The sequence below is a fragment of the Micromonospora krabiensis genome (assembly GCF_900091425.1).
Taxonomy (GTDB): Bacteria; Actinomycetota; Actinomycetes; order Mycobacteriales; family Micromonosporaceae; genus Micromonospora; species Micromonospora krabiensis.
In genome coordinates, this window is record NZ_LT598496.1 from 253947 (window position 1) to 269177 (window position 15231).

The 15231-nt window shown below is 72.0% G+C and carries 11 protein-coding genes and 1 pseudogene; 10 read left to right on the plus strand and 2 right to left on the minus strand.

From position 1 onward, the window contains the following. Nucleotides 1–413 precede the first annotated feature (413 nt). The 6 genes from GA0070620_RS01080 (at nucleotide 414) to GA0070620_RS01105 (ending at nucleotide 7376) form a co-directional block, all read left to right on the plus strand. Entirely contained in the window at nucleotides 414–1106 is a 693-nt protein-coding gene (locus GA0070620_RS01080) for a hypothetical protein (protein WP_231922108.1), read from the plus strand. 245 nt (nucleotides 1107–1351) lie between these two features. Further along, nucleotides 1352–3298 (plus strand): elongation factor G, encoded by a 1947-nt coding sequence (locus GA0070620_RS33935; protein ID WP_269456553.1) that lies wholly within the window; start codon nucleotides 1352–1354, stop codon nucleotides 3296–3298. Between the two features lie 150 nt (nucleotides 3299–3448). Further along, a complete protein-coding gene (locus tag GA0070620_RS01090; RefSeq protein ID WP_091587651.1) occupies nucleotides 3449–4171 on the plus strand; it encodes a class I SAM-dependent methyltransferase in 723 nt (240 codons plus the stop codon). Between the two features lie 229 nt (nucleotides 4172–4400). Next, the gene (locus GA0070620_RS01095; RefSeq protein WP_091587653.1) at nucleotides 4401–4781 is read left to right on the plus strand and encodes a nuclear transport factor 2 family protein; all 381 of its coding nucleotides are present in this window, start codon (nucleotides 4401–4403) and stop codon (nucleotides 4779–4781) included. Nucleotides 4782–4813: 32 nt separating this feature from the next. Further along, nucleotides 4814–5734 carry an NADP-dependent oxidoreductase gene (locus tag GA0070620_RS01100; RefSeq protein WP_091587655.1) on the plus strand — a complete coding sequence of 307 codons (921 nt, stop codon included), beginning with the start codon at nucleotides 4814–4816 and terminating at the stop codon, nucleotides 5732–5734. Between the two features lie 922 nt (nucleotides 5735–6656). Next, entirely contained in the window at nucleotides 6657–7376 is a 720-nt protein-coding gene (locus tag GA0070620_RS01105; protein ID WP_091587658.1) for an alpha/beta fold hydrolase, read from the plus strand. Here GA0070620_RS01105 and GA0070620_RS33390 read toward each other — a convergent pair. Further along, nucleotides 7374–7586 (minus strand): annotated as a pseudogene (locus tag GA0070620_RS33390) (GPP34 family phosphoprotein); the annotation flags it as partial. The gene GA0070620_RS01105 and the pseudogene GA0070620_RS33390 sit on opposite strands and share 3 nt — an antisense overlap. A 41-nt stretch (nucleotides 7587–7627) precedes the next feature. Next, complete coding sequence (locus tag GA0070620_RS01115) at nucleotides 7628–8611, minus strand: helix-turn-helix transcriptional regulator (RefSeq protein WP_091587660.1); 984 nt, start codon at nucleotides 8609–8611, stop codon at nucleotides 7628–7630. Between the two features lie 402 nt (nucleotides 8612–9013). Here GA0070620_RS01115 and GA0070620_RS01120 point away from each other — a divergent pair, with 402 nt between their 5' ends. The 4 genes from GA0070620_RS01120 to GA0070620_RS01135 are packed head-to-tail and all read left to right on the plus strand — an operon-like array spanning nucleotide 9014 to nucleotide 15231. Further along, complete coding sequence (locus GA0070620_RS01120) at nucleotides 9014–9340, plus strand: hypothetical protein (RefSeq protein WP_091587663.1); 327 nt, start codon at nucleotides 9014–9016, stop codon at nucleotides 9338–9340. 25 nt (nucleotides 9341–9365) lie between these two features. Then, nucleotides 9366–11156, plus strand: coding sequence for an AfsR/SARP family transcriptional regulator (locus tag GA0070620_RS01125; RefSeq protein ID WP_091597749.1), 1791 nt, complete (start codon nucleotides 9366–9368; stop codon nucleotides 11154–11156). Beyond that, a complete protein-coding gene (locus GA0070620_RS01130) occupies nucleotides 11156–13336 on the plus strand; it encodes a TOMM precursor leader peptide-binding protein (protein WP_091587665.1) in 2181 nt (726 codons plus the stop codon). The genes GA0070620_RS01125 and GA0070620_RS01130 overlap by 1 nt, the downstream gene beginning before the upstream one ends. Then, complete coding sequence (locus GA0070620_RS01135) at nucleotides 13333–15231, plus strand: TOMM precursor leader peptide-binding protein (RefSeq protein ID WP_091587668.1); 1899 nt, start codon at nucleotides 13333–13335, stop codon at nucleotides 15229–15231. Before GA0070620_RS01130 ends, GA0070620_RS01135 begins: the two co-directional genes overlap by 4 nt.

Genomic DNA, 15231 nt, shown 5'->3' on the forward strand with positions numbered 1-15231 from the left:
TAGGCATCAGGATCGCATTCCCGACTCGATCTTGCATCGTCACCGTCGTCTGATGTGTCTCTCGAGTGTAAGCGTCCCGGCTGAGGAGCCTGGTACCGAACTACAGGGGCGCACGGCGTCATCGCAGCACATCCACAGCTGCACCTACCGACCCCCACGGGGACGAGGAGCGAAGGACGTGTTGATTGACGGAGACACCGCCTACGCCCGGAGGACGGGGTTACCCGCGAGGCCGAGCGGCCGACTGCCCAGTCTCCCGAGCGGTATGCACCGCATTCGTACGGAACTCCGCATCGCACCAACGTCTCGAGTCAGCCGTAACCTCCTATCCCCTCTGACCTCCGCGCTACGAGGGGAACCGCCCGTGCCGGTGCCGCTACCTCCTGGGTGCGCGGGAATGGCAAGCTGCCGTGGTGTTCGCGGAGCCGCAGGGCGACTACTCCTGGCTGTTTGATCTGGTGGCAGCCGACCCGATCGTCCGGCATCAGGCGCTTGCTCGTCATCAGGCACTGCTCGCTGCGGCGAGTGACGCGTTGCACCTGTCGAACGGCCTGTGGGCAGCCCATTACCGGTCGAGGTCCAGTCAGACTCGGCTCGCCGCGGCGCTGGATCGAGCGCGCGCTGACTTCCGGTGGCGTGAGGACCAGACGATTTACGGGCCCGTCCACGCCTTCCGGGACGCTCCGGACGACGACCGCGTCGGCCACGCGCGGTGGGCGCCGATCGCCGCGCTCTACCTGCGCTGGGAGACGGAGTATCCCGACGACTGGGGTGCGCCGGGGTCGTGGATGTGGTCCCGCTGGGGAACGAAGGAGGGGCTGCTTCGCCAATTCAACCGGCGCGGTCTCCCAGAGGCCGTCAAGCCCCAGATCGCCGAGCTGATTCTCGCGGCACTGAGCCGACCGTACCGGTGCAAGGACTGGTTGTACGCCGGCCTGGTCCGTCATCTCCACGACTCGCCGTTCCTCCCCGAGGTGGAGATGTTGACGCTCGCCGACGATCCCCTGGTCCAGCTCCGAGCGCAGTTCGTCCTCCAGGTGGCCGTGCACCCCGAGCAGACTCCGACCCGCACGAGCTGGCGGCGTTGGCTCGCCGCGCGCGCCTGAGGGGCTCGATTGCGGGCGCCTATGGCCGCCGGACCAGCACGAACCGCACCCCTGCCAGATGCCTGAGCCGGCAAACCCGAAATCGGTGGCGGCGGTCGTGGCGGGCGTGGGAACCTGGCGACGGCTCACCGCCGTACGTCCATCAGTGGCGTCGGCGCCGCGACCACGACGAGGAGTGACAATGCGAGCAGCTTCCACGCTTCGGACCCTTGACCGTCCTATCGTGGAGTTCTGCTGTGGCATTGGTGAACCTTGGAATCGTCGCCCATGTTGATGCCGGAAAGACCAGCCTGACCGAACGCCTGCTCTACGAGGCCGGCGCCGTGTCCCGGCTGGGCAGCGTCGACGCGGGTACGACGCGGACCGACTCGATGGAGTTGGAGCGTCGGCGCGGCATCACCATCCGGGCCGCCGTCACGTCGATCGTCATCGGTGGTCTGACCGTCAACCTGCTGGACACCCCCGGCCACCCCGATTTCATCGCGGAGGTCGAGCGGTCGCTGGCCGTGCTGGACGCCGCCGTGCTCGTGGTGTCGAGCGTGGAGGGCGTGCAGCCGCAGACCGTGGCGATCTGGCGGGCGCTGCGCCGCATCGGCGTACCGACGGTGTTCTTCCTCAACAAGGTGGACCGCCGCGGCGCGGACGTCGACCGGGTGGTGGCCCAGGTGGGCCACCGGCTCGGTGCGCGTCCGGTGGTGCTCACCACGGTCGTCGGTCAGGGCACGCGCGACGCCCGGGTGCGGGCGGTGGGCCTCGACACCGAACCGGTGGTGGAGGCGGTGGCGGAGGTCGACGACGCGGTGGCGGCGCGGTGGCTGGCGGACGAGCCGGTCCGCGTCCGCGACGCCCGGCGCGCGATACGCAGGGCGGTACGCGACGGCCGGCTCAGCCCGCTCGTGTGCGGCTCGGCGATCACCGGTGCCGGGGTGCGGCAGCTGTGCGGTCTGCTCGCGGACTTGCTGCCACGCTCTGAGGAGCGAGAGGGTGCGCTGTCGGGGACGGTCTTCGCCGTGGATCGGGACGGTCAGGGCCGGCGCGCCTGGCTGCGGTTGTGGTCCGGGCGGCTGCGCGTGCGCGACCGGGTACGGCTCGCCGATGACCGCCCGCAGACGGTGACCCAGATCGCGGTCGTCGAGCCCGAGGGCGCCCTGGTGCGTCCGTCGGTGTCGGCCGGGCAGATCGCTGCGGTGCGCGGCCTGTCGGCCCGGATCGGCCAGCACGTCGGGGACCCGCCGCGGCGGCACGTCTACCGGTTCCCGCCGCCGACCAGGCAGGCGGTCGTCGAGCCGGTGGACCCGGCGCAGCGCCTGGCGATGTTCGCCGGTCTGGCCGAGCTGGCCGATGAGGACCCGTTGGTGGATCTGCGCCTCGACGAGCAGCAGGCGGAGGCGGTGGTCCGCCTGCACGGCGAGGTGCAGAAGGAGGTGCTGGCCGCGCTGATGGAGGACCGGTACGGCGTGCGGGTGCGGTTCTCCGGCACGCTGACGGCCTGCATCGAACGGGTGGCCGGGTCCGGGGCCGCCGAGGAGCGGGTGCGCGAGCGCGGCAATCCGTACCTGGCCGGGTTGGGACTGCGCATCGACGCCGCCCCGGTGGGGCACGGCGTCGAGTTCCGCCCGGGTGTCGAGCCTGGTCGGCTCCCACCGGCGTTCGTCGCCGCCACGGAGGAGGGGGTACGGGCCGCGCTTCGGCAGGGCCGCCACGGGTGGCCGGTCACCGACTGCACGGTCACCATGACGGCCTCCCGGTACTGGCCGCGGCAGAGCAGGCCGCACCAGAAGTTCGACAAGTCCATCTCGACCGTGGCGGCGGACTTCCGCAACCTCGCACCGGTCGTCGTCGCCGCGGCCCTGCGCCGGGCCGGCACTCGGGTGTGCCAGCCGATCGAGCGGTTCGAGGTGAACCTCCCCCCGCAGGCGGTGGAGACGGTGATGGCGGTGCTGGGCCGGCTCGGAGCGGTCGTCGACGCCACCGCCGTCGCCGGCGGGTATCTCGAGGTGAGCGGCACGTTGCCGTCCGCGCGGGTGCCGCAGGTCGTCGCCGCCCTGCCCGACCTCACCGGTGGCGAGGCCGTCCTGACCACCAGCTTCGACCACTACGCGCCGGTGACCGGCGAGGACCCGCCGACGTTGCCCCGGCGCGGACCCGACCCGGGCGACCGGGAGATGTGGTTTCGTGCCGTGCCCCGGTAGGCCGGTCGGGCGGCGTGCCGCCCAGTCCCCGAGCCGGTAGTCGCGGGAGCCCCGCGTCGCTGCTGTCGGCTGATCGGAGCCTGCGGTATGCCGACACGGGCGACGGCCCGGAAGGGGTGCGGGGAGGGCCCCGGCAGGTACCCTCGGCTGGTGTTTTCGCCTCAGGGTCCGTCTCTGCGGGAACTCTGTGTCCAGGCGTTCTCCTCGGTCGAGCGCGGCTACGACCTGCTGGCGCCGAAGTTCGACCACACGCCCTTCCGCACGCCGGACAGCTATCTCGGGGCGACCGCCGACGCGCTGTCCGACCTCGGGCCGTTCGACCAGGGGCTGGACGTCTGCTGCGGCACCGGCGCGGGCATGGCGGTTCTCAGGTCCGTGTGCCGAGGAGGCATCACGGGCGTGGACTTCAGCGCTGGCATGCTCGCGCAGGCGCGCAGTGCTCACCCGGACGCCACGTGGGTTCAGGCCGATGCTCGTGCCCTGCCATTCACTGAGAACTTCAACCTCGCCGTCAGCTTCGGAGCGCTCGGGCACTTCCTGCCCACCGAGCGGCCGGCGCTGTTCGAGGGGATCCATCGGGCGCTGCGACCCGGCGGGCTCTTCGCCCTCCCTGTCGGTGCACCGCCGCCGCTGACCTCGGTCGCGCACTGGGCCACGCTCGGATTCGACCTGACCATGCGCGTACGCAACGCCCTGTGGCGACCCCCGTTCGTCATGTACTACCGCACCAGCCCGCTGCCCGCCCTCCGCGACGACCTGATGGCGGCCGGCTTCACCGTGACGACAGTCGCCTTGACCGTCCTGGGAAGCCGCCGGGACGGCAGCCCACGGTGCCGGCTCATCGTTGCGCGTAAGCCGACAGACCCGCACTGATTCCCCGAGGCGCCTGGTGGCGAACTCGGGGTACCACGACGGAAGCCCTGCCTCGCGTCGCGCGACCGCGTCGCTACCTATGCCGTGCGAGCGGCTGTTCACGTAGTAGCGGTTCGGGCCCGTGGGAGCATTTTTGGACTTGCAGGTCCAGTTTTGTCGGGGCAGCCTGGCTCCTGCCTGTTCCACCCGGATCGGGCTTCGATGATCAGGCGAGACGAGGTAACCCGAGATGTCACGCGACAACGACACCCTGGTTCGTGAGTTCGTCGAGGCGTTCAACACCAAGGACAGCGAACGCCTCGCCGACTACCTGCACCCCGAGGTGGTCTTCCAGAACTACGGCGAGGACGAGGTGCGCGGCCGAAGCGCCGTCGTGCAGGTGTGGAAGGGCGTCTTCGAGACCTTTGAGCAGGTCAAGTTCGAGACAATCAACCAGGCGGTCAACGGGGACGTGGTCATCGCCGAGCAGGTCCACGGCCTTGCGTTCCCCGGCGGGCCGCTCGCCCCGGTGATGAACATGGCGGTCTATGAGATCCGCGACGGCAGGATCGCCGCCTGGCGTGACTACGGCAATCCGTCCTATGCCCTGAAGCTCCTGCGCGGCGCCTGATTGATCGGCCGGAGAGGATGGTGAGGGGCAGGATGAGGGCGGTCCGCTTCCACAATTTCGGTGGCCCGGAGGTGCTGCGCGTCGAGGAGGCACCCCTTCCGGTGCCAGCCGCCGGCCAGGTGCTGATCCGGGTCGCCGGCACCTCGTACAACCCGGGCGACGCACTGATCAGGTCTGGTGTCATCCCCGGTGCCGAGACGATCCGCCTGCCGCACATCCCCAGCGTCGACGTCGCCGGCACGATCGTCGAGGTCGGCGCGGGCGTGCGCGGCAACGCCGTCGGTGACCAGGTCATCGCCTACCAGTCGGCGTACGAGGACGGCGGGGCCGCCGAGTTCGTGGCGATCGACGCGAACATGATCGCACCCGCGCCGACGAGTATCCCGCTCAGCGACGGCGCCGCCCTGCCGGTCGTCGGGTTGACCGCTTGGCAGGCCGTACACGAGCACCTCGGCGTGCGATCCGGTCAGAAAATCTTGATCAATGGTGCCGGTGGGGGAGTGGGCCGACTCGCGGTGCAGCTCGCGAAGGCCGCCGGCGCCACCGTCATCGCGACTGCGGGACCGGCCAGCGTCGCGGCGGCCCGCTCGGCCGGTGCCGACGAGGTGATCGACTACACGGTGGACCGCCCGACCGGTCCGGTCGACGCGGTGTTCAACACGGCCCCGGTGGCCGAGCGGCTCCTGCGCCCGCTCGTCGCCCTGATCCGTCCGGGCGGCAGCCTGGTCTCGATCACCTCGTCGCCACCCGTGGACCCGGCCCGGCAGGTCCGCACGACGGTCATGGTGGTCCGTCGCGACGCCGCCCAGCTCGCCGAGCTCGCCCACCTCGTCGACTCCGGCGTCATCACGGTGGGCATCACCGAGCGCCTCCCGATCACCGAGACCGCCGCGGTGCATCACCGGGCCGCAGCCGGCAAGCTTCCCGGCAAGATCGTCCTCACCGCTGCCTGACGTGCCCGCCACTCACGGCCGCGCTGCCTTGCCGGCCAGGGGTAGCCGTTCATGGTGTGGTGTGCGGACAGGATCGAGGTGAAGACCGCGGCGCCGCCGATCGTGTGGATGTTGGCGTTCATGCCGGTGGCGGCGCCGGTGTGCGTGGTCGGGACGGCGTGCACCACGATGGCCGACAGGGCGGAAAGCCCGACGCCGAAGCCGAGGTCGCCGATCGTGGTGGCGAGTACGACCTCCAGCCGCCCAGACTGGCCTCGACTCGGGCAGTGTTCTGCCGTGCGTGGTCCTCGTCGCAAGCATGGGCGCCCGGGCACCGGGTACCCGCCCGGGCATGGGTAGCCAACAGCGCAACAAGCATGACAGCGGCGGCGAGTCGGCGCGGGGTCGCCGGCACCCGGGCAGCGGAGCACGGGGCCGGCAGGGGGCCACGGTGGAACACTCGCCGGACCAGCGGCATGACCGTACCGCGACGGGAGCGGCCGGCACCGAGCGTGACCATGGCCGGTCGAAGGCGGCCCGGGAGGGGCGGATTAACCGCCAGGGTACGGCCTGACCAGCGGTTACCCCTCCTCCGTGCGCTTGTCGGTCAGCTTCGCGCCGGCGGCTGCGGGCAGCAGAATCTCGGTCGCCCGATCGATGCCGGCGAGTCGGCCGCCGCGCTCGCGTAGGTGCTTGTCCTAGGACGGAACGAGGTAGACCTCGACGAACGATTACCCCTCCTGGCACGACAGAGGGACGGGCGCCAACCTGCACCCCGTTGATCGGCGATCCAGCATGTTTACGTCCGGGGCGATTTGGTATCGGCCACGTGAATGCACCTGGACGGGTCCGCGTGGCCGCGTCGTTAGTGTGCTGCCCTGCGTGATCCGCCAGGGCGAATGTCGGTAAATGCGACCGTGCACTCAGACCGGAAGGAACCGGCATGAATGGCCGACCGAACATCGTACTCGTCCACGGGGCGTGGGCAGACGGCTCCAGTTGGAGCGGCGTCATCGAACGCCTACAGGCCGACGGCTACCAGGTAACGGCCCCGCAGTTTCCGCTGACCTCGGTGGCCGACGATGTCAGAAGGCTACGCCAAGTCCTGAGCGAGCAGGAGGGCCCAACGATTGTGGCCGGGCACTCCTACGGCGGCAACGTTATGACCGCCCTCGGCACCGACGCGCCGAACGTGGTCGGCTTGGTGTTCCTGTCGGCCTTCGCACTCGACGAAGGTGAATCGCTCGCCGCCCTGCAATCGCAGGGACCCCCACCACCGGCGCTGGCGCACATGATCACCGACGCGCAGGGCTTCGTGTGGCTGTCGCAGGACGATTTCATCCAGCACTTCGCCGCCGACGTCGACCCCGTCAAGGCCAAGGTGATGCACGCCGTGCAGCAGCCCGTCGCCGGCTCCATATTCCCCGAAGTGATGGGGGTCCCAGCCTGGAGGTCACTGCCGTCCTGGTACCTGATCACCACCCAGGACGAGGCGGTCGCCCCGCAGGCGCAGCACATGTTCGCCAGCCGTATGGGCGCGACCAGCGTCGAGGTCGCTGCCAGCCATGTCTCGATGGTCTCTCACCCCGATGAGGCAGCGCGGCTTATCAAGACGGCGGCCGAATCCCGTACTGCCATGCCGGCAAACCAAGCACGCAGGTAACAGGCGGCCGGTCAGCGCGGCGGTGCCGTGGTCGAGGTAGAGGTAGAGGTGCGGGCTGAGGCCGAGGATGGCGACGAGCCCGGCGAGGGCGCCGGAGTGGTTGTCGGGCTGCTCGTGCCCGCTGGCGAGGTAGCGCAGCCGGGCGCGGGCGATGACGGGCCATTTGGTGTCGGTGACGAGGTAGGTGTCGGCGCGGACGAGCCCGCCGAGGGTCGGAGACCTGCCCAGTCCGCGGGCTAGGGCTGCGGCAATCAGATCCAGCGGCGCAGGGCCGCCTCCACCCCGGCCTGGAAGCGGCTCTCGGCGTCGAGGCGTCGCATGAGGTCGCGCACGATGCGGCGTACGGTGCGCTCGGAGAGTCCTAGTTGGCGGCCGATCGCCTCGTCGGTGCGGCCTTGGCGCAGTAGCCGCAGGATGGCGACGGCTTGGTCGGTCAGTCCGTTTTCGTCTGCGCTGGATGGCCGTGGGAACGGTGTGCTCCGCTCCCAGAGCATGTCGAAGAGCAGACACAGCGTCGAGACCAAGTGGTTGCCGCGGATTTCCAGCGCGCCGCGGCCGGAGCGCGGCTCGATCGGGATGAGCGCGAACTGTCGGTCGACCAGGGTCATCCGCAGCGGCGCCTCGGGCATCACCCGGCTCTGTTCGCCCTGCGCGGCCATCAGCTCTGCGTACGCGCGGGAGGCGGCGTCGTGCAGGACGCGTTCCTGGTAAATGTGTCGGATCGTCACCCCTCTGGACAGAGCGATCCGGGTCAGTGTTTTGCCGGTCTCGATGGCCTGCGCCGGCATCGCGCGACCGGTGGTGAGGGTCATGAAGCTTTCGGATGCGGTGCGGGCGTGTTCGGCGAGGCGCTCGCGCACCGCGTCGACGCCTTCGAGTCGGACGATCTCCTCGCGCTCGCGGTAAGTGTCGTGGCTGGCGGCGCGGGCGAGCACGGAGGCGCGTGCCGCCTGGAGCGTCGCCTGCTGCGCGATCATCTGCTGCTCGGCCTGGTCGAGGAGGGCGAGGAGGCCGATCTGCGGGCTTACCGCGCGGAGGGCGCCGGGCCGGCTGGTCGAGGGTGTGATGAGCGCGCGGTCGGCGAGCGCGGAGAGAGCGTCGTGGACGACGGTCTCCGGGATGTCGAGGTTCGTGGCGAGCTCGCTTACATCCCATGTCGGGTGGTCCAACATCGCCCAGTAGACGGCTTCGGCAGTTGCCGACACACCCAGCCGTTCGAGCAAGGTCTCCTCCATCGTGTCTACCGCCCGATCACATTAGTTGATGGGGGGTCATCCGGGAGGTCACGAAACTGTGTTCGTTTTCGGACAAGCGTTTGGCCGGATGGGGCCGTGGCGGTGAACACGCGCGGGCATGCATACCAATGAGACAAGTGGATCCACCGGCCGCAAAATCGGCATTCTTTGATTTCTGGTGACGACTCGGCCTGCCGGAACCGGCCACGGCCGGTTCCGGCAATGCCCGAGGTGGTGACGCGCCCGAGGCGCGCACCGCACGCTCATCCCAGCGCCGCAACCAGGCGGGCGGCAGACGCGGGAGGTGCCTGATGCACATCGGGCGGACGTGGACAGTCGAGGCATTCGCGACCACAGCAGCGAATGCGTCACAGGTCCGATTCGTGGCGGTGGCCGACCGTCGTGCGGGGCTCGGCTCACCGGGGCACGCGCGCCGACCTGGTCGGCCCGGCTCAGCGGAGGCTCGCCGTGCTGCTCACCCGGATCGCGCTGCGGCCGCCGCGCGGTGACTACGACCTGTCCGCCAGCGAACTGACGGACCTGCTGTGGCTCAACGCCGCCGAGGCCGACGGTATCCGGCACATCCGTGCCCGCGCCTTCGCCGAACAGGTGGAGGTCGCGGTTTTCACCATCGCCTCGGAGCAGGCGATCTCCGACTACATCGTGCAGCGGGTCTGTCAGCGTGCGATCCGCAGCGTGCCGGCGCTGCGGGGCTGGACTGTGACCTAGCGTCCGCCCGGGAGGGATGGTCGCGATGGAACGTGTCGCGGTGAGCCCACCTGGCAGCGATCGGGCGCTGCGTCCGGCGGTGTTTCGGGTGCTCGGCCCGCTGACTCTCACCAGCGGCGCGGACGCGCTGGTCCTGCCGCCGTCCAAGGTGACCTCGCTGCTCGCGGCGCTGCTGCTGCACCCCGGCGAGGTGGTGTCGGTCGGCGCGCTGCAGCAGGCCATCTGGGGCGACGAGCGACCCGGCTCGGCCAAGGCGGCGCTGCAGACCTGCGCGCTGCGCCTGCGACAGCTCTTCAGCCGGTACGGCATCACCGGCAGCGTGATCAAAACCGTGCCGGGGGGCTACCGGATCACCGCCACCGCCGAGACCGTCGACCTGATGCTCTTCCGCGACCTGATCCGTCGCAGCCGCGACGAGCCGGATCCGGAGGCCGAGCTGGCCCTGCTGGAGGAGGCGCTTGCGCTGTGGAGCGATCCGATGCTGGCCAACGTGCCATCGGAGGCGCTGCACCGTGACGTGGTACCTCGGATCAGCGAGGAGCGGGTTCGGGTGATCGAGCGGGTCTGCGACCTAAAGATCGGTCTGGGCCGGGATCGCTCCGTGCAGGGGGAGCTGTGGACGGCAACCCGCGCCTACCCGGCGAACGAGCGGTTCTCGGCCCAGCTCGCCTCGGTGCTCTACCGCACCGGCCGGCAGGCCGACGCGCTAGCCGAGCTGCGCCGCATCCGGGAGCACCTCGGCAATGAACTCGGTGTCGCCCCCGGCCCGGCGCTGCGCGGGTTGGAGCTGACCATCCTGCGGGGCGAGGCACCCACCCCGGCCGGCCCGGTGTCCCCGCCCGCCGCCACACCGGCCCGGTATCCGCTCGCGCCGGGCTTCGTCGGCCGCGACGCGTTGGGCGGCACCATCGCCGAGCGGCTGCGCGCAGGTTGCCCGATCGTGGTGCTCAGCGGCCCGCCCGGGGTGGGCAAGACCGCGCTGGCGCGGCACGTCGGTCAGCTCGTGGCCGACGACTTCCCCGGCGGGCAGGCGCGGTTCGAGGTGAGCACCGCGGCGGCGTCGCCGCTGGAGCACGTCGAGCGGCAGCTGCACGCCGCGTTCGGCCGGGACGCCGGCGCCCGCGGCGGGCGGCGGCTGCTGGTGCTCGACGACGTGGTTGACGCCCGCCAGGCGCGGGAGCTGCCCGCCCTGCTGACGGCCGGCGACGCGTTGCTGCTGACCAGCCGACAGAGCCTCTCCGGTCCGGTCGCGCGGCTCGGCGGCTGGCTGCACCGGGTCGAACCGCTGGACCCCGCCGACTCCCTGCGGATGCTCGCCGTCACGCTCGGACCCGAGCGGGTCGACGCCGACCCGCGGGCCGCCACGGCACTCGCGGCGCTGTGTGATCACCTGCCGTTAGCGCTGCGCGTCGCCGCCACCCGGATCCTGTTACGCGCCCGGATGAGCCTCGCGGAGGCGGTGCAGTGGCTGGGCGCCGACCCGCTGGGCCGGTTGAGCCTGCCCGGCGAGCCGGACATGTCGCTCGGCTTCCGTTTCGACGAGACGTTGTCGCGTACCGGCGAGGCGCTGGCGGCGGCGTTCGTACGCCTGGCCACCGCGGCGCCCACCCCGATCACCGTGGACCGGGCGGCGCAGCTGCTGGACGTGCAGGCGTCCGCGGCCCGCGACCTGCTCGACGCATTGGTCGACCACAGCCTGGTCGAGGAGGCCGTGGACCACTACTGGATCCGGGGGCTGCTGCGCCGCCATGCCCACGCCGTCGCCGCCCGGCCCAACCCGCCACCACACCCGTATCGAGCGAAGGGACCCCTGTGATGAGCACTGCCTACGAGACGGTGGCGCAGACCCGGCCGCGGATGCGTCACGACGTGCTGTTCACCCGCACCGAGGACGGAGTGCTGTTCCACAACGCCACCAGCGGTTTCCGGCTCACCTCAGCCACCGCGTACCGGTTGGCGTCGGTGCTCGTCCCGCACCTGAACGGGCACCACCGGGTCGCCGACATCTGCGCGCCGCTGCCCGCCGCGCAGCGCACCATCATCGGCGAGCTGGTGAGTGCGCTCTACGCCCGGGGCTTCGCCCGGGACATCCCCGAGAGCGAGGGTGACCCGGCGGCGATCCTCGGTTCCGCGGCGGCCGCCCACTTCGCCACCCAGATCGCCTACATCGACCACTACACCGACCGTGCGCCGCAGCGCTTCGCCACCTTCCGGGCCACCCGAGTCGCGGTGCTCGGCGACGGCCCGGTCGCGGTCGCGTGTGCCACCGGGCTGCTGCGCAACGGTGCCGCCACGGTGAGCGTCGCGCCGGCGGTGCAGCCCGCGCTGGCGCCGGAGCTGGCGGAGCTGGACGCGGCGGGCTGCACCGCGACCGTCGAGGTGCTGCCCGCCGGCGGCGAGGTCGGCTGGCCCGAACTGGCCGATGCGGACATCGTCGTGGTGGCCGCCGGCGACGACGCGCCCCGCGACACCCTGCGGCTGCTCACGGCCGGTATCCCCGCCGGTCGGCTGCTGCTGCCGGCCTGGGTCGCCGGCGCGCGGATGCTGGTCGGCCCCGTGCAGGGCCCGGGCCGCACCGGTTGCTGGTGCTGCGCGATGCTGCGGCTGGGCGACAACGACGACACCGGCGCCGCCGGGCAGGTGTGGCGGGCCGCGGCGTTGCCGTCCGGTGCCGCGCCGGGGGCCGCCCGGCCGGACGGGCCGCTCGCGGCGATGGTCGGCAACCTGCTGGCGTATGAGGTGTTCCGGCTGACCACCGGGGCGCTGCCCGCGGAGACCGACGGCAGCGTGATCGTGCAGCACCTCGCCTCGCTCGACGTACTGACCGAGCGGCTGCTGCCCCACCCCCGGTGCGCCTTCTGTCGGCCGCAGCCGGTGGAGGCGGCCTGGGCCGCCGTCGATCTGGACGCGGCACCCGTCGACGCGGACGAGGCGGCCGACCAGTCCGCGCAGGCGCAGGCCGCAGTGGCACAGCTGGCCAGCCACCAGCCGCTGCTGCAGCCGCACCTCGGGGTGTTCCGCCGCTACGACGACGAGCGCTGGGACCAGACCCCGATCAAGATCGGCACGGTGGAGTTCACCGACGGCAGCGGCCGGCGCCGCACTGTGAACGCGTTCGACGTGCACCACGTCGCGGCGGCCCGGCTGCGGGCGCTGCGGGTGGCGGCCGTCGCCGGCACCGACCACAGCGCTGTCACCGAGGCCGCCACCGGCGACCTGCCGCGCGTCACCGCCGCCAGGCTCGGCCTCGCCTCAGGCTGGGGCGACACCGCCGCCGGCGCCTGGGCCGTGGCCCGGTCACTGCTCACCGGCGCGGCGGCGGCGGTGCCGGCGGCGGTGCTGGAGCCGTTCGGGCCGGCCAACCACGGTCGCGGCGCGGAGCCGACCAGCGCCGGCGGGGCAGCGGGGGCCGACCTCGCCGAGGCGGTGCGCTGCGGGCTCGCCTCGGCGCTCGCCGGCCACGCGCTGCGGCAGGTCGTCGCCGGCACGGCCACCGCCCGACGGATCCGCCTCGACACCATCGGCACCGACCCCGAGCTGATCTTCCTCACCAAGTCGGCGGCGAACCTCGGGGTCAGCGTGGAGCTGCTCGACCTCGGCGGGCAGCCCGATGCCGGGGTGACGGCGCTGCTGGCGCGCTCCTTCGACCCGACGCGCGGCCAGTGGTCGTACGCGGTGGCCGCCGACCCGGCGTGGACAGCGGCGGCGGTGGCCGCGCTGCGCGACCTGCTGGGCCCGGCGCAGCTGCGCGCTCAGGACCCCGACACGGTCCCGGACACCGGTGACCCCCTGCTGGTCGACTTCGACGCCGGCACGGTGGCCGTGCACGGCGAGGTAAACGCCGCCGCCGGTGTGGTCCACCGCTGGGCCGATGTGCTTCACCGGCTGCGGGAACACGGATACGACGTGCTGGTGGCGCCGGTCAGCGGCACGGACCTGGCCGCCGGCGGGCTGGTCGTGGTGAAGGTGCTGCTGGCCGCCGGAGACGACCGATGAGCGGCGGCGGGTCCACGACCGAGGACCTGGTCTGCGCCGGGCTGGCCCGGCTGCTCGCCGAGCGCGGCTGCGACGTCGAGGTGCTCGCGCTGGGGGTGCGCGACGAGCTGAGCGCGCCCGCCCGACCGGCCGGCGCAACCCGGGTGCTGCTCTACGGGCAGCTGGCGCTGCTCGGGCCGCTGTCGTCCGCAGCGGCCTGCCCGACCTGCCTGGCGCGTCGCTGGCAGGCGGTGCGCCACCGCGACCTGCGCGACGCGGTGGAGCTGGGCGGCGAGACCGTCGCGGCGGGCCCCTGGCCGTATGCGACCCCGTTCGTCGCGGACTTCCTGCACGCCCTGATCGAGGCGCACCGCGCCGCACCGGACGGGCCCGGGCGCCCCGGCGTCGCCGCGCAGGGCGTCGGCACCGCGCTCCAGGTCGACGTGTGCACCCTGCGGGTGCACCGGGCTCCGCTGCTGCCCGACCCGGATTGCCCGAGCTGCGGCGGCACAGTCGACGACGCGCCGGAGCTGGCCACGATCGACCTGCCCGCCACCCCGAAGGTGGCGCCAGGCAGCTTCCGCAGCCGGGACCTCGACGACTACCCGCTGGACGTCGAGGCGTTCGCCAACCCGGTCTGCGGCGCACTCGGCGCCACCCTGTGGCAGGACCTCACCTCGCTGTCCACCTCCCCGGCGATCGGCTCGTTCACCCTGCGCAGCGGTCGCTACCTGCGGGAGACGCTCTACGGCGGGCACGCCGACGGCTACCGGCGCAGCGCCCGCATCGCGGTGCTGGAGGGGTTGGAGCGCGCCGCCGGCCTGCGCCCGCGCGGCAAGCGCACCGCAGTCACCGCCACCCTGCGGGAGCTGGGCGACGACGCCTTGGACCCGCGGGAGTGCGGGCTCTACACCGACGCGTTCTACCAGGCCAACCCATACCTGCACCGCTTCGACCCGGACCGGCCCATCACCTGGGTCTGGGGCTGGTCGCTGCGCGAGCAGCGCGCGGTGCTGGTGCCGGAGATCCTCGTCTACTACCACGCGGCGAGCGTCGAGGAGCGCTTCGTGCAGGAGACCTCCAACGGCTGCGCCTCCGGAGCCTCGCTGGTGGAGGCGGTCTACCACGGCCTGATGGAGGCGATCGAACGCGACGCGTTCCTGCTGGCCTGGTACGGCGGCCGGTCGCTGCCGGAGATAGACCCGGACAGCATCGACCGGCCGCAGACCCGCATGATGATCGACCGGCTGGCGATGTACGGCTACCAGGCCCGTTTCTTCGACACCCGGATGACCTTCGACATCCCCGTGGTGACGGCGGTGGCCGTGCGCGCAGACGGCGGCCTCGGCGCCCTGGCCTTCGGCGGCGGGGCGAGCCTCGACCCGCAGGCCGCGATCACCGCGGCGCTGTGCGAGATCGCCACCGACTCGGTCATGGTCCGGGTCCGCGCCGGCGCCGACGAGCCGCGGCTGCGCCGCATGGTGACCGACTTCGCCCAGGTGCAGGGCCTGCACGACCACCCCCTGCTCTACGGCCTGCCGCAGATGGCACACCACGCGGCGTTCCTGCTGCGGCGCGGACCCCGACCGGCGCCGATGGCCGAGCTCTACGAGCGCGACCGCCCCGCTCCGCCGGTCACCGACGACCTGCGCGACGACCTCGAACGCTGCCTGAAGACGGTGACCGCGCAGGGCTTCGACGTGATCGCCGTGGACCAGAGCACGCCCGAACAGCGTGATCTGGGCCTGGCGACGGCGAGTGTCGTGGTGCCCGGGCTCCTGCCGATCGACTTCGGCTGGCTGCGCCAACGCGCCCCGCACACGCGGCGGCTGCGGACCGCGTTTCGCACCGCCGGGCTGCTCGACCGCGACCTGCGCGACGACGAGATCCACTTCGTTCCCCACCCGTTCCCGTGA